The 20,052-nt window shown below is 61.4% G+C and carries 24 protein-coding genes and 1 pseudogene; 10 read left to right on the forward strand and 15 right to left on the reverse strand.

Translation table 11 applies throughout. The annotated features are described in order from the left end of the window. Nucleotides 1-3 precede the first annotated feature (3 nt). The 8 genes from QFZ91_RS00845 to phnF all read right to left on the reverse strand — a co-directional run bounded on the left by QFZ91_RS00845 (nucleotide 4) and on the right by phnF (nucleotide 6,655). Nucleotides 4-1,158, reverse strand: coding sequence for an alpha-D-ribose 1-methylphosphonate 5-triphosphate diphosphatase (locus tag QFZ91_RS00845; protein ID WP_429565887.1), 1,155 nt, complete (start codon nucleotides 1,156-1,158; stop codon nucleotides 4-6). Next, nucleotides 1,155-1,877, reverse strand: a complete 723-nt coding sequence (gene phnL, locus QFZ91_RS00850) for a phosphonate C-P lyase system protein PhnL (protein WP_429565888.1) — start codon at nucleotides 1,875-1,877, stop codon at nucleotides 1,155-1,157. The genes QFZ91_RS00845 and phnL overlap by 4 nt, the downstream gene beginning before the upstream one ends. Before the next feature lie 9 nt (nucleotides 1,878-1,886). Further along, complete coding sequence (locus QFZ91_RS00855; protein WP_429565889.1) at nucleotides 1,887-2,717, reverse strand: ATP-binding cassette domain-containing protein; 831 nt, start codon at nucleotides 2,715-2,717, stop codon at nucleotides 1,887-1,889. Next, nucleotides 2,714-3,634, reverse strand: coding sequence for an alpha-D-ribose 1-methylphosphonate 5-phosphate C-P-lyase PhnJ (locus QFZ91_RS00860; protein ID WP_429565890.1), 921 nt, complete (start codon nucleotides 3,632-3,634; stop codon nucleotides 2,714-2,716). The genes QFZ91_RS00855 and QFZ91_RS00860 overlap by 4 nt, the downstream gene beginning before the upstream one ends. Next, a complete protein-coding gene (locus QFZ91_RS00865; RefSeq protein ID WP_176378577.1) occupies nucleotides 3,631-4,761 on the reverse strand; it encodes a carbon-phosphorus lyase complex subunit PhnI in 1,131 nt (376 codons plus the stop codon). Before QFZ91_RS00865 ends, QFZ91_RS00860 begins: the two co-directional genes overlap by 4 nt. Next, complete coding sequence (phnH, locus tag QFZ91_RS00870; protein WP_429565891.1) at nucleotides 4,761-5,336, reverse strand: phosphonate C-P lyase system protein PhnH; 576 nt, start codon at nucleotides 5,334-5,336, stop codon at nucleotides 4,761-4,763. Before phnH ends, QFZ91_RS00865 begins: the two co-directional genes overlap by 1 nt. After that, nucleotides 5,329-5,805: a phosphonate C-P lyase system protein PhnG gene (gene phnG, locus QFZ91_RS00875; RefSeq protein ID WP_429565892.1), complete on the reverse strand. Its 477-nt coding sequence runs from the start codon at nucleotides 5,803-5,805 to the stop codon at nucleotides 5,329-5,331. Before phnG ends, phnH begins: the two co-directional genes overlap by 8 nt. A gap of 118 nt (nucleotides 5,806-5,923) precedes the next feature. Continuing rightward, nucleotides 5,924-6,655, reverse strand: a complete 732-nt coding sequence (phnF, locus tag QFZ91_RS00880; RefSeq protein ID WP_429565893.1) for a phosphonate metabolism transcriptional regulator PhnF — start codon at nucleotides 6,653-6,655, stop codon at nucleotides 5,924-5,926. Nucleotides 6,656-7,255: 600 nt separating this feature from the next. Here phnF and QFZ91_RS00885 point away from each other — a divergent pair. Further along, nucleotides 7,256-9,283 (forward strand): alkaline phosphatase family protein, encoded by a 2,028-nt coding sequence (locus QFZ91_RS00885; RefSeq protein ID WP_429565894.1) that lies wholly within the window; start codon nucleotides 7,256-7,258, stop codon nucleotides 9,281-9,283. A gap of 145 nt (nucleotides 9,284-9,428) precedes the next feature. On the opposite strand, the gene QFZ91_RS00890 is transcribed toward QFZ91_RS00885, so the two are convergent. From QFZ91_RS00890 to QFZ91_RS00900, 3 genes are all read right to left on the reverse strand, one after another. Next, nucleotides 9,429-10,787, reverse strand: coding sequence for an alpha/beta fold hydrolase (locus tag QFZ91_RS00890; RefSeq protein WP_429565895.1), 1,359 nt, complete (start codon nucleotides 10,785-10,787; stop codon nucleotides 9,429-9,431). A 265-nt stretch (nucleotides 10,788-11,052) separates the two neighbouring features. Next, nucleotides 11,053-11,172: a hypothetical protein gene (locus QFZ91_RS00895; protein ID WP_429566624.1), complete on the reverse strand. Its 120-nt coding sequence runs from the start codon at nucleotides 11,170-11,172 to the stop codon at nucleotides 11,053-11,055. Continuing rightward, entirely contained in the window at nucleotides 11,120-11,845 is a 726-nt protein-coding gene (locus QFZ91_RS00900; protein WP_429565896.1) for a DJ-1/PfpI family protein, read from the reverse strand. The genes QFZ91_RS00895 and QFZ91_RS00900 overlap by 53 nt, the downstream gene beginning before the upstream one ends. Nucleotides 11,846-11,899: 54 nt before the next feature. Here QFZ91_RS00900 and QFZ91_RS00905 point away from each other — a divergent pair. From QFZ91_RS00905 to QFZ91_RS00920, 4 genes and pseudogenes are all read left to right on the forward strand, one after another. Then, nucleotides 11,900-11,989 (forward strand): annotated as a pseudogene (locus tag QFZ91_RS00905) (Tautomerase enzyme); the annotation flags it as partial. Between the two features lie 80 nt (nucleotides 11,990-12,069). Next, the gene (locus QFZ91_RS00910; protein WP_429565897.1) at nucleotides 12,070-12,546 is read left to right on the forward strand and encodes a hypothetical protein; all 477 of its coding nucleotides are present in this window, start codon (nucleotides 12,070-12,072) and stop codon (nucleotides 12,544-12,546) included. Between the two features lie 94 nt (nucleotides 12,547-12,640). Continuing rightward, nucleotides 12,641-13,042, forward strand: a complete 402-nt coding sequence (locus QFZ91_RS00915) for a muconolactone Delta-isomerase family protein (protein WP_429565898.1) — start codon at nucleotides 12,641-12,643, stop codon at nucleotides 13,040-13,042. Between the two features lie 81 nt (nucleotides 13,043-13,123). Continuing rightward, nucleotides 13,124-14,089 (forward strand): alpha/beta fold hydrolase, encoded by a 966-nt coding sequence (locus QFZ91_RS00920; protein WP_429565899.1) that lies wholly within the window; start codon nucleotides 13,124-13,126, stop codon nucleotides 14,087-14,089. A gap of 503 nt (nucleotides 14,090-14,592) precedes the next feature. On the opposite strand, the gene QFZ91_RS00925 is transcribed toward QFZ91_RS00920, so the two are convergent. After that, a complete protein-coding gene (locus QFZ91_RS00925; RefSeq protein WP_429565900.1) occupies nucleotides 14,593-14,775 on the reverse strand; it encodes a hypothetical protein in 183 nt (60 codons plus the stop codon). 571 nt (nucleotides 14,776-15,346) lie between these two features. Between QFZ91_RS00925 and QFZ91_RS00930 the strand changes: the two genes are divergently transcribed. After that, complete coding sequence (locus QFZ91_RS00930) at nucleotides 15,347-15,769, forward strand: DUF3224 domain-containing protein (protein ID WP_429565901.1); 423 nt, start codon at nucleotides 15,347-15,349, stop codon at nucleotides 15,767-15,769. A 298-nt stretch (nucleotides 15,770-16,067) separates the two neighbouring features. Here QFZ91_RS00930 and QFZ91_RS00935 read toward each other — a convergent pair whose 3' ends face one another. The 3 genes from QFZ91_RS00935 to QFZ91_RS00945 form a co-directional block, all read right to left on the reverse strand. Beyond that, nucleotides 16,068-17,432, reverse strand: coding sequence for a GLUG motif-containing protein (locus tag QFZ91_RS00935; RefSeq protein ID WP_429565902.1), 1,365 nt, complete (start codon nucleotides 17,430-17,432; stop codon nucleotides 16,068-16,070). Between the two features lie 62 nt (nucleotides 17,433-17,494). Beyond that, entirely contained in the window at nucleotides 17,495-17,626 is a 132-nt protein-coding gene (locus tag QFZ91_RS00940) for a hypothetical protein (protein WP_429565903.1), read from the reverse strand. Continuing rightward, the gene (locus QFZ91_RS00945) at nucleotides 17,572-17,880 is read right to left on the reverse strand and encodes a hypothetical protein (RefSeq protein WP_176380439.1); all 309 of its coding nucleotides are present in this window, start codon (nucleotides 17,878-17,880) and stop codon (nucleotides 17,572-17,574) included. The genes QFZ91_RS00940 and QFZ91_RS00945 overlap by 55 nt, the downstream gene beginning before the upstream one ends. Between QFZ91_RS00945 and QFZ91_RS00950 the strand changes: the two genes are divergently transcribed. From QFZ91_RS00950 to QFZ91_RS00965, 4 genes are all read left to right on the forward strand, one after another. After that, nucleotides 17,842-18,027 (forward strand): hypothetical protein, encoded by a 186-nt coding sequence (locus QFZ91_RS00950; RefSeq protein ID WP_429565904.1) that lies wholly within the window; start codon nucleotides 17,842-17,844, stop codon nucleotides 18,025-18,027. The genes QFZ91_RS00945 and QFZ91_RS00950 overlap by 39 nt on opposite strands. Nucleotides 18,028-18,042: 15 nt before the next feature. Further along, nucleotides 18,043-18,633, forward strand: coding sequence for an RraA family protein (locus QFZ91_RS00955; protein ID WP_429566625.1), 591 nt, complete (start codon nucleotides 18,043-18,045; stop codon nucleotides 18,631-18,633). A 23-nt stretch (nucleotides 18,634-18,656) separates the two neighbouring features. Next, nucleotides 18,657-19,328 (forward strand): 4-carboxy-4-hydroxy-2-oxoadipate aldolase/oxaloacetate decarboxylase, encoded by a 672-nt coding sequence (locus tag QFZ91_RS00960; RefSeq protein WP_429565905.1) that lies wholly within the window; start codon nucleotides 18,657-18,659, stop codon nucleotides 19,326-19,328. A gap of 365 nt (nucleotides 19,329-19,693) precedes the next feature. Next, complete coding sequence (locus tag QFZ91_RS00965) at nucleotides 19,694-20,020, forward strand: DUF190 domain-containing protein (RefSeq protein WP_429565906.1); 327 nt, start codon at nucleotides 19,694-19,696, stop codon at nucleotides 20,018-20,020. Nucleotides 20,021-20,052 lie beyond the last annotated feature (32 nt).

Below are 20,052 nucleotides of genomic sequence, written 5' to 3' on the forward strand. Positions count from 1 at the left end.
GCCTCAGTGATGCACGCGGCTCGCGCCGAGCACGAGCTTGCCGCGAGACCACACCTGGTCCGCATGCGGCAACCCACCTATCCGCTGGACTGCGACCAGATCGGCGCGCTGTCCGACCGCGATCTCGCCGCGGTCGTTTAGCCCGGCTGCCCGTGCGGGATTGCGCGTCACGAGCGCGACGGCGTGCGCGAGCGAAACGTCCGCGACCTCTGGCAGCTTGAACGTGGCTGGCAGCAACGAGGCAGGCGAGTAGTCGCCGCACAGGCAGTCCGCGACGCCTGCCAGCACGGCATCGAGCGCACGCATGTTGCCCGACTGCGACTTGCCGCGCAGAATGTTCGGCGCGCCGAACAGCGTGGCTATGCCGCTGCTGCGCGCGGCCTGGGCCGTTTCTAGGTTGATCGGGAATTCCGAGATCGTCGCACCGAGATCGCGTACCACGTCGACCTTGGCGGCCGAATCGTCGTCGTGGCTTGCAATTGCGACACCCTTGGCGCGCGCCAGCGCAGCCAGTTGCTGCATGCGTTCGATCGCGCCTCTGGCTGCCTCTGCCTTCTGCTTCATGATCTCGTCGAGCGTGGCATCGTCGGCCTTGTAGGCGTTCGCAAGGTATTTGCGGAACGACTCCACGTCGCGAAACTGACCCTGACCCGGGCTGTGATCCATGAACGAGATCAGGTCGATCACACCTTCGTCCATCAACGACGACAGAACCGGAGGGGCGGTGACGTCGGTCACCTCGAAGCGTGCATGGAATCTGTTGTCGATCAGCGCATGCGCCTGCCAGGCGTGGATCGAGCGGCCGAGCTCGGCTGCCGTTTCGTTGTTGCGTACGCCGAACTCGCGGTTCGCGAAAGACAGCGCATGAAATACCGTGGTGATGCCCGCAGACGCATTGCGCTTGTCTGCCTGCGCGCAAGCGAAGTCGATCGGGAAATACACGCCGGGACGAGGCTCCACCTCTTTTTCAAGCGAGTCGCAGTGCAGGTCGATCATACCTGGGATCAGCGTATGTTCTTGCAGGTCGACCACGGTCGCTCCGGCGGTGTGCTCTGGGTCGAGTGCCGCGATTTTGCCGTCCTCGATGAGTACGGCGAGCTTTTCACGCACTTCGTCAGCGAGAACGACGGTTGCGTTCGTCAGGAGTTGGCGGCTCATTGCGTGATCGCTTCCGAAACAGGGGAGTGGACAACCGGCGGTGCCAGTTCGATCACCTGGTCGGCAAGGCGCTCTACCAGGTCCGGGTGGTGGAAGATGGCGAGCATCGCCACACCTTCGGCCTTGATCCCTTGCAGGATCTCCACAACCTTGTCGGTGGTGCGCGGATCGAGGCTTGCGGTCGGTTCGTCGAGGAGCAACAGGCGCGGGCGAGCGACGAGGCCCCGCGCCAGGTTGACGCGCTGCTTTTCACCACCCGAGAAGGTCGCAGGGGGCACTTCCCAAAGACGCTCGGGCACGTGCAGCGCATCGAGCATTCCACGCGCGTTGTCGCGCGCTTCGGCACGCGCGGCGCCGCGCACGAGCAGCGGCTCGGCCACGACATCGACGGCGGCCTTGCGCGGCAGGCAGTGCAGGAATTGCGTGACGAAGCCAATCTCGTCTTTGCGCAGCGCGAGCACTTCGTGCTCGGACGCCTGCGCGAGATCGACCGTCTCACCGGCTGCGGTGCGGAACAGCAGGCTCCCGGCGCTCGCCAGGTAAGTACGGTAGATGCATTTGAGCACCGACGATTTGCCGGCACCGGTCGGGCCGATCAGCGCGGACAGGCGGCCCGGCTCGACGGCAAACGAGACGTTCGCGCAGGACGGGATGGTCTTGCGCTGATCGTGCAGCGCAAAGTGCTTGCTCAGATTTTTAACGGTCAGGATCGCGGACATTGGTTTACCTCAGAGAGCGGAGGCCACAAGCCGCTGCGTGTACGCATGCTGCGGGTCTTCGAGAATCTGGTCGGTCAGTCCCGACTCGATGATGCGGCCGTACTTCATCACGATCGTGCGGCCCGCCAGCAAGCGGATCACGCCGAGATCGTGCGTGACGGCGATCATCGCCGTGCCGAGTTCCTGCTGGATCTCGAGGATCAGATCGAGGATGCGCGCCTGCACCGAGAGATCGAGACCGGTCGTCACTTCATCGAGAAACAGCAGAGGCGGACGGGTCGCGAGTGCCTTCGCGATCTGCACGCGCTGTTGCATGCCGCCCGAAAACTTCTTCGGCGACTCGTCCATACGCTCGGGCAATACCTCGGTGCGCGAGAGCAGATCGCGTGCGCGCTCCCGGATCTCGCCGAACAGCGTCACGTCGTTCATCAACAGGCGCTCGGCGATGTTGCCGCCGGCCGACACGTTGAAGTTCAAGCCGAGGTGCGGGTTCTGGTACACCATGCCGAAGCGATGATTGCGCAGCCAGCGCTGTGCGGCGGCATTCGCTGCGAACAGGTCCCAGTCATCGTCTTCATCGAAGAAGCGCGCGGTGCCCGCGGTCGGCTTCTCATCGAAGTACAGTGTTTTGACGACGGTCGACTTGCCCGACCCCGACTCACCCATGATCCCGAGAATCTCGCCGGGCCGCAGGTCGAAGCTGACGTCGTGGGCAGCCACCACCGAACCGCAATGCGGGCAGATGTTGGTGTCCTGTTCCGGGCCGGTGCTTTCTATGCAGCGCTCGCAGCCTGTGCCGTGAATCTTGGTCAAGCCGCGCACTTGAAGAATGGGGCTCACTGGACTGCTCCTTCGTTCGTTGCGTTGGCCGTCTGATGAGTGCGGCCGTTGCGATAGTCGTTGCAGTAGTCCGAATCCGAACATTGGTACGACTTGTCGCCGTCCTCGCCGATGATCTCGTCGAGAAAACTGTCGATCGAGCCGCAGCGCACGCAGGCGCGGCGATTGCCGTGCTCGTCGTGGAAGTCCTCGGTGCGGAACGGCACGTCGTCGAACGCGAGCGGGTCCGCGCGGGTATAGGGCGGCACCGCATAAATCTTCTTTTCGCGTCCCGCACCAAGCAGCACGAGCGCGGCCGACATGTGCAGCTGCGGCACGTCGTAGCGCGGAATCGGACTCGGGTCGATCACGTAATGACCGTTGATACGCGTCGGATAGCGATGCGAGATAGTGATTTCATCGAACTGCACGATGTCTTCGTACAGCTTGGTCAGCAGACGCGAGTAGTCGCCTTCGCCGTGCATCGTCTTGCGGCGCGCCTCGGACGGTTCCACGACGACCAGCGGATCGGGATACGGCACCTGCAGGACGAGAATCTGCTCTTCGGTCAACGCGACTTCGGGAATCCGGTGGCGCGACTGGATCAGCGTGGCTTCACTGGTGTGCTCGGTGGTCTGTACACCCTCGCAGGTGAGTTCGACGAAGTGACGCAGATTGACCGCGTTGACCGAGTCGTCGGAGCCTTGGTCGATCACCTTGAGCGTGTCGTCCGGACCGACGAGGGACAGCGTGAGCTGCAGACCGCCCGTACCGAAACCACGGCCCATCGGCATTTCACGAGAGGCGTACGGCGTCTGGTAGCCGGGAACGCAGATCGCTTTAATCACCGCGCGGCGGATCTCACGCTTCGCGTATTCATCGAGGAAGCCAAAGTTGTAACCTGCTTCGTCGAGCGGCAGTTCGTAGAGGTCGTTCATAGCTCGACTCCTTGTGCATCCTGTTCGGTCTGCTTGTCCGCAGCCTTTTGCTGGGTCGTGCGCAGCCGGTCCATGTCCGACTGGAATGTGACGTAATGCGGCATCTTGTAGTGGCTCGCGAAACCCATCGAATCGACGCCGTCGATATGCAGTAACACGAACTCGGGGTCCTCCGACGGATTGGTCGGACCGTTTCGCATGCCGTTCTGCAGCGAACGATCAAGCACGGCCATCGAGATCGCCTTGACTTCGTTGTGGCCGAAACACGCGCCATAGCCGAGGGTGAAGACGGGTGGGCCGCCGCTGTCGTCGTCTTCGTACATCGCGACCATCTCGCACTCGGTCATCAGCACCTCGCCGGCCTCGACGAGTTCGCCCGTGACCGGATGGGGAAGCCGCACCGGCACATAGCCGACACGCAGTTCGGCCACAGTCGGGTGGACATCGCCATAGCCGCGCATGTTCGAGTAAGCGATCGCGAGCAGCGAGCCGGTTTCGGCGCGCGCCATCGTCGCGAGGGCGGCGGAACGCGGAACCGGGAAGATCAGCGGATCGCGCGTGACATCGAAAGGCTCGATGCGTGACGGCTGCAGCGCCGGGAGCAGTCCTTCGGCGCGCAGTGCATCCACGACCTTCGGGAAGGTGTCGGGCAGATCGCTTTCGTCGATCGAGTCGAGAAACGTGCGTGCAACGGAGCGGAACGCTTCGGGTGATTCGTTGGCGAGGTCGAGGCGCATCAGGCGCAGCGCGTAGTCGTTGGTCGGACCGAGCATCTGGCCGCCAGGAATGTCCTTGAACGCGCTGGAGATACGGCGGATCACGCGCATTTCGCCCGTGTGCTGTACGGGCGCCTCGAGCAGTCGAGGCTTGGTCGAACGATAGGCTCGCAGTGCGAACGCTGCTTCGAGCGTATCGCCCTGCATCTGCTTGATAGCGAGCGCGGCGAGGCGCGGGTGATACAACCCGCCTTCCGAAACCACTCGCGAGGTCAGCGAACGAAGCTGATGTTCGATCGTCTGCAGGGTCAGCGGCGTGCCGTGCTCGCCCTCGGCCGTACGCAACGCGTCGACGACACGCTCTGCGCCCTCGATCGCCCGGCCGCCGCCCTTGATAGCCACATAACCCATTACCGGCCTCCTTCGATGGCAGCTTTGATCGTGCGGGGCAGTGCGACTACGCTGCGCTCGTCCAGCAGTACCAGATCGACGCCAAGCGGGAAGCCGCTGTTCCATTGCTTGCGCAACTTCCACCACTGCGGGTCGACTCCCGACACCTGCAGCGAAACGCTGCTTTGAATGCCTGGACCGCTGAGGACGAGCTCGCCACCTTGCTTGATCTCATCGACCACCAGTACGAGTGTTGCGCCGCTTTCCGGGCTGTCGAGCGTGCCGAAAGCAGGCTCGACAGCGGGTAGTTGACTGCCCGGCATCACGACGAATTGGGCCTGATCCGCGCTGGCGGACTTCGCACCGAGCCGCTGACGGTCCGCCGCAGCTACCAGTTCGCCGGGATCGGCCAGTGTGGTTGCGGGATCGGCCAGCGTCGCAAGCACGAGTGGCAGCACATGCGTAGCCTGAGTCTGGAGTTCGTTAATTCGCCCGGGATAGGAAAACGCATCCACGATGCGGCGAAATGCGCGCTGCTGAACCAGTGGTGTCCAGTCGGCCGGATGCGAGACGATATGCGTCTGCAGCTCATTCATCATCGTCCTCCTGCGCGGCGAGCAACGCGAAGTCCACGCGCGTTGCCGCCAGCAGCTTCTTGCGATCGGCCGCGGTTGCCTCGACGATCTGTTTGCCTTCACGAAGAAGTTCCACGGCCGCATCATGCCCAGGCCAGGCGGCAGCCGTTACCGCGTCGAGAACCGCGAGTGCGCGAATCAGGCTCGTGCGGTCATCCATGACGATCGCCGCGCCTTCGGCGGTGCCGCCTTGTGGGTCGGTCAGGCGCACATGCGCCTTTGCGACCGGAATCTCACCGAGGTAGTAAGTCTCGCCCATCGCAGCGTCGGTGAGTGGCACCAAGGCGAGGCCCGATTGCGGGATTTCCAGGTCTTCCACCTGAAATTGCTCACCGAATTGACGCGCGAGTGCGCGAATGCGCTGTGCCGGCACGTTCGTCCAGTAGCGCATCCAGTCCCCGCGAGCGGGCTGCGACGCTATCGCGTTCATGAGTTGTCCTTCTGAATATACATATAGCTCTAGAAGCTTTGTGAAGTAGTTAGATTTCTTAGCCGATTCATGCGGCCCGAAGGCCGCGGCCTTTCGCTCAGGGATGACCCGAGACCCTTTACAGCAGCGGAATGCGCAACTGGACGCGGTCTGCGCGGAACCGGGTAATCACATACTCGACCGGCTTGTTGTCGCGCTCATCCAAGTTCACGCTCTTGACCCGCAACACTGGCCGGTTTTGCGGCATGCCAAGGATTCGCGCGTCGTCACCTTGAGGTAGCACTGCCGTGACGGCGCTATCGACGCGACGGAGCTGGCAGCCATACTCTGCGTTCAGAAAAGCGTGAAGGGAGTCGCCTTGATAACGGACCAGCAGATCGGCGAAGGGTTGTGCTGGCAAAAAATGCGAAATGAGGCACATCGGCTTGCCGTCCACGCTTCGTAACGTTTCCAGCCAATGCACGGGCTCGCCTTCCAGGATGGCCAGGCGTTCGGCAACGCGCACACTGGCAGGCAAGGTCTGCTTGCGCAGGATGCGGTTTCCGGCCAGCAAACCCTGAGCGTTCAGGGTTTCGGTAAAGCGGGTGGTTTTGCCGATCTGGTAGTCGATCTGGTTATCGAGCACAAGGATGCCGCGGCCATGACGGCGCTCCACCAGGCCGGCCTCGACCAACTCGTCGATGGCACGACGGAGCGTGTGCCGGTTCACCCCAAAACGTGACGCGAGTTCGCCCTCGGATGGCAGGTAGTCGCCAGGTGCGTAGACGTTGGCGATTTCCTGTTCCAGTTGTCGTGCGATCTGGGCATACAAGGATTCGCCCTGCTCTCGATTGACAGCGTACAAGCTCATATGCGGTTATCTAGATAAGTGGATAACCGAATCCTACAAAGGGTATGTGACAGAGATGTGATGCGGGGAGCAGGTTCTCGGAAGTCGACTGACGCTTCGAATTCCGCGTTAGTCGGGCTTTGCGCGATAACGGTCGCGCCTTGCACCGTCAGTCGTCAGGATCGATATTGACGATCACCTCATGGCCGACGCGCCCGCTGCAACCGGCTTGAAAACCAGGCGTGCTCTAGGCTAGCGAGTGGCAATCCGAAATCGCGAGTATTGCAGGAGAGGAAGGTCAAATGATTACGGCCATGTCGTTCAGCGCTGGATTGCTCGCCGTCTTTATTGTCTGCTATGTGCACTATGCGATTCCCGACCAAAAGCCATGTCGTAGGCATCATCGCGCTCGGGGACCTTGCAACAACCGCGGAGGGCGGAGTCTCTTCGATCGTCCGTGTCGAAAAGCCACGGAACGATTGTAATACCGAGCCGTCGTCTGGACCTTTGTCCAACGGGTTCGCGCGCACGACGACAGCCGTCTGTAATGCCAACGACTCTCCAGCTTCATGGAACGGCCCTAAGGTCTTACCGTTGTAATCAACGGTAAGGAGACGACAAATGGTGAGGTCCCAACTGTCACAACGATGCAATAAGGCATGCGTACGACTTTCTATCGCAGCTTTCGCGGGAGTGGCCGCGTTAGCGTTCGCTACGTTGCCCGCCGGCGTATCTGCGGCAGACAACGATCGAACGTCCCGAACACTGACGCCGATCAAGCACGTGATCATTGTTGTCGGCGAAAACCGAACGTTTGACCACGTTTTCGGCACCTATCAACCCCCGCAAGGCCAATCAGTGTGGAACCTGCTGTCGCGCGGCATCGTCAATGCGGATGGCTCCCCTGGGCCACACTTCGCGAAGGCGCAGCAATATCAAGCGCAATTGATTGGGCCGGCCAAATTCGCGCTGGCCCCGTCGAATAAAACGCCGTACGGGACGCTGCCGGCGCCCAACACCGGCGGGGCGCCGACTGCGGCGAGCGATGCGAGCCCGCCACCATTCGCGACTCACGATGCGGCCGCGCAGGCCGAGGGGACGGCGCTCGAAGCGTCCGACATCGATCAACTGTTGACCGGCGCGACAGGGCTGCCGGCGCATGCAGAGGATTCGCGGGTGGCCAACTACAATGCGTTGCTGAACGGTCCGTACCTGTTGCAGCCTCCGCTCTATGATGCGTACATGGGTGGTCCGGTGCACCGCTTCTATCAAGCCTGGCAGCAAGCGGACTGTGCCGTCGCGCATGCGAGCCGCGAGAATCCGAGTGGCTGTCTGGGCGACCTGTTTGCGTGGGTTGAAACTACCATCGGCGCGGGCAGCAACGGTAAGCCGCGACCGACGCCTTTTAGCGATCAGACCACCGGTGAAGGCTCGAATGCGCTCGGCTTTTACAACGTGAACAATGGCGACATGCCGTACTTCACGCAACTGGCGCGGCAGTACGCGATGAGCGACAACTATCACCAACCGGTGATGGGCGGTACGGGGGCCAACAGCATCATGATCGGCGCCGCTGATGCGTACTACTACACCGACGGCAACGGCAACGCGGCAACGCCACCTTCGGATCAGATTGAAAATCCCGATCCGTTGGCCGGCACCAACAACTGGTACACCCAGGATGGTTACTCAGGCGGCAGCTATAGCAACTGTTCGGACCCGGGCCAGCCGGGCGTCGGCGCGATCCTTCGATACCTCGAATCGTTGCCCTACGACCCCAAGGCGAACTGCGCGCCAAAGCACTATTACCTGCTGAACAATTACAACCCTGGATATAACGGCGACGGCACGGAACTCGACAGGTCGAAGTCGCCTTTCACGATCCCGCCGTCACCGGTGCGCACCATCGGGGACACGCTGCTTGATCGCAACATCCCCTGGAAGTATTACGGGGAAGGCTGGCAGAGCTTCATCAAGGATCCGACGAAAAGCGTCTACTGCAACATCTGCAATCCGTTCCTGTACGAGACGTCGATCATGACGAACCAGCAGGTGCGGGACACGCATCTTGCAGATTTGCCGGACCTGTATGCGGACATCGGCGCGGGCAATCTGCCAGCTGTATCGTTTGTAAAGCCGGGCGGCTTGCTTGATGGACATCCGACATCGTCGAAGTTTGGACTTTACGAGGCGTTCGTGAGGAAACTGGTCGATGCGGTAAAGAGCGACCCGGAGCTATGGGCCACGACGGCGATCCTGATCACCACCGACGAGGGCGGCGGCTACTACGATTCAGGCTATGTTCAACCCATTGACTATTTTGGCGATGGTTCGCGCATCCCGATGATCGCAGTATCGAAATACTCGACCGGAGGACGCATTTCCCACAGCTACTCCGATCACGCTTCACTCGTCAAATTCATTGAGCGCAACTGGGGGTTGCCGCCGATCACCGGTCGTAGTCGTGACAACCTGCCAAATCCGATCCAACGCAGCCATAACCCATACGTGCCGGTGAATGCGCCTGCGATCGGTGACCTGTTCGATCTGTTCGATTTCAAGCGGGAATCCGACGATCACGATCATGACCACGGCAGGCCGGACAGCGATGACGATCGCAGCGGCGGTAAGGGATGGTGGCCTTTCTGACCGTGTTCTGTACGAGGTACGCTGGGCACCACCACCTGGAACCGCCGCGCACTCCCGGCGCGGCGGTTTCATCCGCAGGGCGAGCGGACTATTGAGGCGATGCTGCTAGCGACCGCTGAGCCGCCGGCGCATTCGTCAGAGCGCTTCAAACTTGGGCGCGCAAGGACCTTAACCCCGTGCGCACTTCGTTCGCGAAAATCATCGGTTCTTCCCACGCCGCAAAGTGCCCGCCCGTTTCGGGCTTGTTGAAGTAAATCAGGTTGTGATATGCCTTTTCGGTCCAACTCTTCGGCGCCTGGTAGTTCTCTCCCGGAAACGCGCTCACAGCGGCGGGCACATTGACGTCTGCCGCGAGGAAGAAGTTCGCGTGCGATTCCCAATAGAAGCGAGCCGCCGAAACCCCCGTATTGGTGAGCCAATAGAGTGTGATGTCGTCGAGCACGTCGTCACGGGTTAGCGCGCCTGCGGAATGACCGTTGACGGGATGACCGAGCACGGCAGCGCTCAACGCCGCAGCGGGCTGGCCGTAACCATCGCCATGATCGAGCAGCCACGATGCCAGCGCGACCGGCGAGTCGGCGAGTCCGTACAGCGTCTGTGGGCGTGTGCCCATTTCGAATGCGTAGCCGCGCTTCTTCTTGAAGTTGGCGCTCAACTGTTCATACGCGTGCTGCTCCTCGTCCGATAAGCCGGCAGGCATCGCGTCGCCCGCGGCCAGCGACTTCAGAACCTCTGCGGGAACGGAAGCAGGAAAGTTCACGTGAATCCCCATCAGTTCGGGCGGCGCCTGTTTAGCCATGATGTTCGTCACAATGCCGCCGAGATCGCCGCCCTGGGATGCAAAACGCTGATATCCGAGCCGCTTCATCAACGTGACCCACGCGCGGGCGGTGCGCTCCGGACCCCAGCCCGTTGTGGTTGGTCTCGCTGAAAAACCATAACCGGGCAATGATGGAATCACGAGATGAAAGGCGTCCGAAGCCGGCGCGCCATACGCAGTCGGATTGGCGAGCGGATCGATGATCTTGAACTGTTCGATCACCGAGCCGGGCCAGCCGTGCGTCACGATCAATGGCATCGCGTTGTCGTGCTTCGATCGCACATGGATGAAATGGATATCGAGTCCATCGATCTCGGTGACAAACTGCGGATACGAATTCAGCCGCGCCTCGCATTTGCGCCAGTCATAGCCGGTCGCCCAGTATTGCGCGAGCCCCTGAATGGTGGCGAGCTGAATACCCTGCGATTCGTCGGACACCGTCTCGCGATCCGGCCAGCGCGTGGCCTTGATGCGACGCCGCATGTCGACGAGCTGCGAGTCGGGAACATGAACGTGGAGCGGACGAATTGCGGACCTGTCGCCGTTCGCGGGTTCCACGATTTTGCCGACCTCCGGGTTCGTATCTGCGAATGCGAGGCGGCTCAGCGAGCCTGCGGCGAGCGCCGCGGCGGCCACACCGACGAAGTGTCGACGCGATGCGGATTGTGGGGTGTGTTTTGACATGGAATCGATCTCCTGCCTTGATCAGCGCGTTACGAGTGAAGTCTGCGACGTACAGCTTCACGAAGTCATGCGTGCGGTTCGCGGCCCGGCGTTCGGCTCGCGACGGGCGTATTTGACCGGATGAACGTATCGCGTTTGTGTCCCGGGAGCTGGATGTGTGTAAGCGCGAGTATCCAGTCTGTTTGCAGATACGTTGGGATACAAAGAAAGACCTGGGCGAGAGGGAGGGGCGTGACGACGGGGGGGGGGGCGATGTAGCGGAGCCTCAGCCGCTTTTGCTGTCCGGATCGGCTAAGATGTTCTTCAGGCCACGCGAAGACCGCATTCGATATTCACTCGGGGACAATCCAGTCTTGCGCTTGAACAATTGTCGAAATGTGCTGATATCGCCATAACCGACACGTTGACTCACCGCCTCGAGCCCGATTGGGCGCGCTGGCGAATGTTTCGACGAGCCGCACCGCGAGATTCAGGTACGAGGTCACGGAGCCTCCCGAGATGATGCCGTCTTGCGCGATTAGAAGTTCGTTTGCGCGAACTTCGACACGCGGATAGCGGCGCGCGAGGTCCGACGCTCTCGCCCAGTGCGTCGTTGCGGCGCGGCCATCCAGCAGGCCGGCCTCGGCGAGCAGGTAATTCGCCGTGCAATAAGCCGCCAGAACAGCGCCTGCCTTGCGTTGGCGCCGCAGTGCGGAAGACAGCTCGTTCAACCGTTCGCGGCGCCCGATGAACTCGTCGATGTTCGAGAAAAACGGTGCTGTCAGCAGAACGGCGTCCGCGCGTTTGCGTGGGTCGATCTTTCCGTCGACCTGAATGGTTTGACCCGATGCAGCCGTAACGGGACGCCCGTCGAGCGATTCCACGCGCCACACTAACATGGGTGCGGACGTCGTGCCCGCTGCAGTCCTGCGCGCATGGAACTGATTAGCGGCGCTGAAGACGTCAACAGGCCCCGCGACGCCGGACGCGAGGATTCCGTCATAGACCCAGATGCGGACGATAGCCATACGCGTGTCTGAAATTCCTCGAATAATGGCGATGCTGCCACTTCTGGCCACGCCAGTAAACCCCGATCATGGCCACATCCGATCAACTGAAACAGGAGCAGCAACATGCCGATGATCGACGCACTGTGGCCCGAGGACGCCTTGACGCCTGAGGCCGAAGCCCGACTCGTCAAGGAACCGACCGACATTCTCATCAGCTCGCGCGACGCCGCCTCGCTTCACGCTCGAGGCCACCAGCGCAGGCATCGCGCGCAAATCGTAACGGGAGTTCCGGCATGAAATTCAACGACACAGCCCCCGTAATGGCGCCCGCAGGCGGTCCGCCGCTCTGGCTGACGAACCTCACTGAAAACGCGACGCTCGAGGCCTCCGTGCTGAAGCGTCCGATCGAAGGACGGGCCGATATTCTCTCCGTCATCAAACACGCGGTCTCGCTCTACGAATTCCAACAGCACAGCTACAAGGGCGCGATTGGCGATGGTTTGTATATGGAGTCCTATCGCTCGCAGATCCAGGGCATGCCGATCGAGACGGTGGTCGTCGCGCACATGAACGAGCACGGCGAGACGGAGTCCGTGGTCATCAGTCATCGCCCGCTCAACGCGGTGCTGCTGTTTTCGAAACTGATGTGGGAGCGCGTCGATGAGCGCTTCCGCGATCGCTACCTGAGCGGACCGGAAGCAGCGGCACTCAATACGGTATCGGGCCCGGCCTCACGCGAGGACGGTTGCACCGGAGCGACTTCTCGATGACAGATGCTCCTGATGGCGTACGCGAACGCTATCGCACGACCGGTGTGATCGAACGGCTGAAACCGCACTCACCGACGGTGTTCGAGGCCGTGCGATGAAACGGCTTCTTCTTAACTTGACGACAGCCACTGTGCTGATCGCTTCTGCTGGAGTTTCCATGGCCCACACCACTCCGATGCCAGCCACGCCGACCACGAAGATATTGGCGATTGGTACTTTTCCGCCGGGCACGGACATGCAGCTTGTCCAAGACATTCTTCCGTCCGAAGCCCGCGAGACGGCGCAACTCTACCTCGAGGGCAAGATTGAACAGTGGTATTCACTGCAGGACCGGGCTGGGGTGGCGTTCATTTTGAACGTTACCGACGTGAGTCAAGCACATGAAGTGCTCGAGGCACTTCCATTGGGGAAAGCGCATTTGATGACATTCTCACTGCTCCCAATGGGTCCACTGAAGCCGTTGGGCAAGCTCTTGAATCCGCCTTCGCCCCAGTAGTAAGCGGTGGGGCTTACAGGGTTGCTGCGCCGCCGCTTTTCGGCGCGCCATGGAATTTCGCACTGAACGAGAGCTACGATCATGTTCAAACTTGTAACGAAGGCGACAGTCTTCTCCGCAGTAGCTTTGAGCGTTTCCGCACCTAAGATTGTGCCGACGTCATCCTCGGCGCCGAAGCTTGAAGTCGGCGAGGTGCACGTCAATCCGGACATCAGGCTGCGTCATATGGTCTATCGGCCTGCGCATCCAAAAGGTACGGTGCTGTTCCTGCACGGCTTCCCGGAGACGATGTATGCCTGGAAGCCGATTGCCGAATCCCTGTCCAGCGACTACGAGGTGCATGCGTTCGACTGGCCGGGCTACGGACAGTCTTCGCGTCCAGGCGCCGATCGCTTTGCTTACGCGCCGAAGGATTATGCCAACGTGCTGGCAGACTATATCCGGGCGTCTGGCATCGACAGTTCGAAGCTGGTGATCTATGCAACCGATATCGGGGCCCTGCCCGCGCTGCTGGCGGCATTGGAGCAACCCGATATCGCCAGGCAGATCATTGTGGGCGACTTTGCCCCATTCAACCGCCCACAGTATATGTACGATAGCCTGCAGGGCCTGAAGTCAAAGGCTTCGTCCGACGCCGTGCGTGCCGCGATGAACAGGAACCGTGACGAAATTCTGGCAAACACATTCTTCCGCGGCATGTCGGCAGAGGAGCGCTACGCGTTGCCTCAGGAGTTCAGGGACGATATTGCGAAAGGCTGGGGCGGTGATGTCACGTCGGCAGACGCCTTCTTCCACTACTACTCATCCTTTACCCGCGACCAGGACTACTTCGAAGCCAATATGGCAAAGCTGAAGGTCCCTGTGAAGGTGGTATGGGGTGAGCAGGATATCTATATCAGGAAGGAAATGGGCGTCGAGTACGCCGACCGTAGCGGTCTGAAGCTTTTGGTCCTCCCTGGACTCGGCCACTTTCCGCATCTGCAAGCGCCTGAACAGACGGTGAACGAAGTTCGGGCTGCGTTCAGCGCGGGCAGCAATCCTGTGTGACCAGGGCGAGGTTTCCGACACCGCCATACCTCGTTTGCCGTGATTCAAACTCAGCCACCTGCAAGGCTCGTTCGACCATGGCTGCGACTTGCTCGAGAGAACAAAGGCGTCCGCTTATGGTTCGCCATCCAGTTCTCCCATTTCCAAGCCGCTCGGTGCAGGCGCACGTCGGAATCGAGCCCGGTCAGCAACGCCACCAAGGCGTGCGCCGACAAACCGAACTTCGTGAGCCCCGGTATCAGGTTGTCGCGCAGAAGGCCGGCGAGGTTCGGCCGTCCGCGCACGAGTTCCGTCAGGAGCCTGGTGGGGCTCACGACCTACATGTACGGCGTGGTGAAGCCTCCCGTGGTCCTCGGGGCGCCCAGGCTGGTTCGCCAGAAAGTCGGCTGCGCAGTGCGCGAAGACCCAGGCGTCCTCGATGCCAAGGTTCATCACCCCGCGCGGCCACGGGCGAATGGATGTGCGTGGCATCGCCCGCGATTGCGACCGGCCGACCACCTCCCTTACCGCGAACTGGTGACTGATGTGGAAATTTCGACGTCCAGGATGTCAGGGACCTTGCCGAATACACGCCAGACCTTGTGTTCGAGGCCCACGAGGAAGAGGAGGCCGCCCTTTTCAAAGCAAACGTGCGCGCTCTCGAGGTTCAAGGACGTCTCGAGCCTGGTGTCGATCGAGGGCTTCATGGTTCCCCTCCGCGCGGCAACTGGGCGGCCGGCAAGCGTGCCACAGCATGGCGGAGAAAGAGGAGCAAAGGCCGTTTCCCAGCGTCCGCGTCGTTAGGGTTGAGAATTAAGGCTGGCCGGACTTCCGGCGCCTCGTTTGAGGCTGGACCGCAGTTCTGTTGCGAAATCCCGCAGGGCCGACGGGCTGCTTTCATGCCCTTTGACTGTCCGTACGGGGTGCGAGCTTTCATTTCCCGGTCAAGTTCTTCGTCTCGTCGGAAGTGGATGGATACCATCAAATGAATCGTCGCGCCGTCGGGCCACGTGGATTTGAGTGTCGATCGCCGGCGCCTCGGCACGATGATTGCGCGGGCTGGAAGGTGACCGCGACGCGCCCGGTCAACGCGTGAAGCTGATCCATTGACGGGTTTGCAAACCCCGGGTAGATCGGAGCGCTGACCTTGTGGTCGGAGACGCAATCATCTGTATTGCAGGGAGAAATATGATTAGCTTCCGAGCTATTGCATCGTCGTTGATCGCCTGTCTCGGCACATCGCCGTCGGCTGGCCCTCGGCCGGCGAAGGAGGCCAATATGGCTCCCGCAGGGCCCCACGCGGCGCCGCGCACGCGTGCCTCGGCAAAAGTCGCTGTACGAGCATTGGAGGCCACGCCCTACGATCAATCCGCGAAACCCGCCTTGGTAGAGATCAACATTGACGAAACATTTTCTGGGGACATTGAAGGTGACTCGCATGTTCGCGCATTGCAGGTTCGACGCGACGATCGATCCGCAAGTATGGTCAGCGTGCAGAGGGTTCGCGCAAAGCTGGGCGGGCGCAATGGTAGCTTCGTGCTTCAAGGGTCCGGAATCGTCGAGAACGGCAAGATTAAGGCGACATGGTTCGTTGTTCCCGGATCGGGGACAGGCGATCTTGCGCTGTTGTGCGGCGTCGGCGGATTTGCGGGCACGTTCGGGGAACGATCCGAGGCGCAGCTGGATTACTGGTTCGAATGATTCCGAGCATGCAAAAGAGACGTTTCTTCCCACCTCGACAATGACGGCGGGTTCGTCGATCGGTTGAAGTATGAGTTCGGCAATCCACTGGCTATCGACGGTCTGTGGACTCGGACACTCGGTGGCGGCCGCAATTCGAGCCCGGGCCGGCCTGCGTGTGGCTCCAGTTCAGTAGCGATACAACGGTCGCATAAGCCCTTGGACTTAAGCGCCTCAGCCAAGGCTACCTCTGCGTACCTCGGGTCACTCCGTGAAGCCATACCCTTCGGTTGTTTGTCCCCCGCGATGATCGTTCCCCTCAAGGACCGAGTTGCCAACGCAGTACCGGATGGGTCGCGCCGGCCGGGAGTGCCCAGACGCCGGTTGAGCCGAAGTCGAACGTCGGGCCGAAACTGGATGGCACGCTCATCTGAGCAGTGGTGAGTCCATTCGCGATCGGCACCGGAGTACCCGTGCCCACGCCGACCGTGGCCCCGGTTGTCTGCGTGTCCCAGTAGACGTCGTTGGCGATCGTGCCGGTGTTGCTTAGCGCCAGGCCGAACGGCGGGGGGCCACGACCGGCCAGGACCATTTGGGTGACTGTGCCGGTCGCGAAAGATTGCTCGATCGTGCCGGTGTTGCTTTGAACGAGCGCCGCGCTCCCCGACCCAAAGCAGGGGAAGCCGCCACCACCACCGCAGTAGTCGGGCGCATACGTAACGGAGCCGGTCGCATATGACTGCGTGATCAGACCGTCGTTTGTGCCGACCAGACCGCCGGCGCCCAGACCGTGAGCCGCGGAATTCACGGTGCCCGGCCCAAACGACGGCGGGATGTCCGGGCTTTGCGATTCATACGACTGCCGGATTACGCCGGTGCTGAAGTTGTATCCGACGAGGCCGCCCAACACGCCCTCGCTCACCATCGCCGCGTCGCTGCACGAGCGTGTGATCGTGCCGTAATTCGAGCCCACGAGACCGCCGCTCATCGCATCGATCGAAACGAAAGGTTCAGATAAGGAAAGGCTGCCACTCGTCTGGGCGCGCACGATCTGGCCGTCGTTGACGCCGGCCAGGATGCCGAAGGAGCCATAGCCGCTGATGCTCACGAAGCCGCTCACGCTGACGTTGCGAACGACGCCCGTCGCGCCGACCACACCGAATAGACCACTGGCTGCCTCGGGATTCGCCGGATCGCCCGTGGCGGGAACACTCTGCCACGCATTCAGATTCGAGATCGTGTGGCCCAAGCCGTCGAACTGTCCGGCGAACGGCGCGGCGCCAGTTCCGATCGGCACATAAACGCCTGTGCCGCAGCAACGTGGCGTGCTGATGTCGATGTCCTTGCCGAGCGCGTAGTTGCTGGCGAGATCGAGCGAAATGTTTTCCAGATCCGCAAGTGAATTGACGAGCTGGTAGCCGGTAATCTGAGTGATCAGTCCGCTGTCGGACGGCGCCGTCCAGGTCGTGTTGGCGAGCAGTGTCCCCGGCGTGTAGGTGCCGTTCATGTCGTATAGCGCGCTGACCGTCCCGGTGCTCTTCGACCAGTCGATCGTGCCGCCGTTCGTCACGCTGCCGCCGTTATCGATGCCCGTCGCGTCCGCGCGCAGCGTAAGGTTGCCAGAACCTGTGTCGCGGATCGTCGCGCAGCATATGAAGAATAGCAGTTGGCGTCGCGGGTGCATGCCGATTTCTCAGCGCATTGCACCTTCCTGGCAGGACTTTTGCGACTGGTACGCGGCGGGACTCATGTTGCGCGTCGACAAGATCCGACGGCAAATTGCGTCAAGGCGTCAAGAGTGATCCCAAACGCCCTGGCGGTACTTATGGCGTGGGAAGCAACACCCATCGCAAAGCCGCGCACGTCGTGACGCCGCACACCAACGGCATCCAGGACTGCGCCTCCATCTCAGCGCGCCGCTTGCGAATAGGCCCGCGCGGCCTCGGCGCAAGACGTGGTGAAGGCCCGCACGGGCGGCCCATCGTGCGTCGGCAGAAACGCAGCGTCACCGGGTCGTCCTCCAGTACGCCGCGCGCGACGTCCGCATGCATCTGGGCTGTCGACAGCCCGTCGGCCCGGCGAATGAGATGTTCGTGGATCCTCGCGATATATGCGGCGCTTTTGGTGCTCATGGTAAGGATTCCTCCGTGGTTCGTGTGCAAGTTCGAGCCAGTGAGGAGCCGCTCCAGGATCGCACCAAAGAATATCTACGAATTCATGCTCAAGGATTGATCATGTCTGAAATCGAAGTCGACAAGAATGTCGAGCGCGCGGCATAACTCGAAACCGCGACGCTGAGCGATGCACTCGATCGTCTGGGCCTGGTCGGCCAGTGTTACAAGATCAAACCGCGTGACCCGTTGTTTCGTATGGCCGGCCGTGCGTTCACCGTACTCTACGGTCCGGCTGGTTCGCCCGCTGGTTCGGTCGGTGATTTCATCGACGATGTGCCTTCGGGATCGGTCATCGTGCTCGACAACGGCGGCCGTGAAGATGCGACGGTATGGGGCGATATCCTGACCGAAATCGCGCATCGTCGCTGCATCGCGGGCACAGTGATCGACGGCATCAACCGCGACGTCCATCTATGCCTGTCGCTCGGCTATCCGGTGTTCTCCAAAGACAACTGGATGCGCACGGGCAAGGATCGCGTGCAGGTAGAGGGCACAAACGTACCGGTCACGAGAGGAAATGTGCGTGTCGCGCCTGGCGATCTGCTGCGCGGTGACGCAGACGGTGTGATCTCGATTCCGAAGGAACACGAAGAACGCGTGCTTGCCGCTGCCGAAGAAATCGAAGCCGCCGAAAAATCGATTCGCGAAGCGGTCGCGACCGGCATGCGCCTCGATGACGCTCGCGCCCAGTTCCAGTATCACCAGTTATAGACGCGTCGCAGCGGAGACCAGGTATGAGCGAGCCCCGTTTCAGTCCGAAGACGACCACCTGGCTCGATATCAGGCGTCCGAGCCCGGATCTTCTGGCGCAGGCCTCTGGTCTTCCTGCCGCGACGCTCCACGAAGCAGCTGGCAAGATCGGGGTCATGCCCCCCGCGATCAAACCCGTGGCCCCCGGATTCAGGATCTGCGGACCTGCGGTCACCATTCACGCACCGGGCGGCGACAACCTGTGGCTGCATCGTGCGATCTATGCAGCCGACCCGGGAGACGTTCTGGTTGTGTCCGTGGGGGACGCCTATGAGTATGGCTACTGGGGGGAGGTCATGTCCACTGCGGCTCTTGCGCGCGGTCTCGGCGGCCTCGTGATCAATGGCTGTGTACGCGACCAGCGGTTGCTCGCAGAAATGGGTTTCCCGGTCTATGCGCGTGGCCTGTGCATCCGGGGCACGGGCAAGGACTTCGGGGCCCGTGGCTGGATCAATGCGCCGACCCGCTTCGACGATGTCACGGTTGAAGCCGGTGATCTTATCGTCGCTGATGAAGACGGTGTGGTCGCGATTCCGGTAGCCCGTGTTGCTGAAGTGATTGCCGCTGCCCAAGCTCGTGAGGCCAGGGAAGCAGATCAGATGCGTCGCATCCGGGAAGGGGAATCCACGCTCGCCATTTTCGGCTGGGATCAGTGATCCCGTAACTGGAAAAAGAAAACCCGCCGAAGCGGTAATGCCGTTCAGTTAAGCGACTGAACGGCAATTTGTTTTTGATGGGCGCGTCAATGGGACGTCGCGACGTTTCTAGACGTGGTCTTGAGCAGGCCAATAAATAAGGTTTGGCGGCGTCAAGCCAGGTTTCTTTGCCGGCACCGATTTCGACGTGTACGGTCAGTGAGCCGGGGCCGCGCGGCACGTGGCCAGCTTCGACCTGGCACTCGCGCGGCCCGACATCTAAACTGTTCTCATGACCTTCCTGAGCCATGATGTGGCGAGCCGGTATGGCGAATCGGCTGCAACCGGCGCTTGTCCGGCCCGACCCGCATTGGGGAGGCACTGACATGCAAGGCTTTCAGATCACGTTCTTCACCCAGCAGGGGCGCAGCCATCATGGCAAGCCGCTTGCCGACTGGCTCGTGCGTCTCGCGAGCGAACTCGGCCTGCGCGGCGCGACCGTGATTCCGGCTTGCGAAGGCATCGGCCATCATCACCGCATTCACTCCGCGCGCTTCTTCGAGCTTGCCGATCAACCGTTGTCCGTCGTGATGGCGGTGACGAGCGACGAAGCCGATCGGCTGTTCGATCGTCTGCGCGCTGAGGGTTTGCATCTGTTCTACGTGAAAACGACGGCCGAGTTCGGCGTCGTCGGAGAGGACGACGGGGCCTGAAAGCCCCGCTCTCGATGGCAAGTCCCGAACCT

It is taken from the genome of Paraburkholderia sp. JPY419, assembly GCF_050435705.1.
Taxonomy (GTDB): domain Bacteria; phylum Pseudomonadota; class Gammaproteobacteria; order Burkholderiales; family Burkholderiaceae; genus Paraburkholderia; species Paraburkholderia youngii.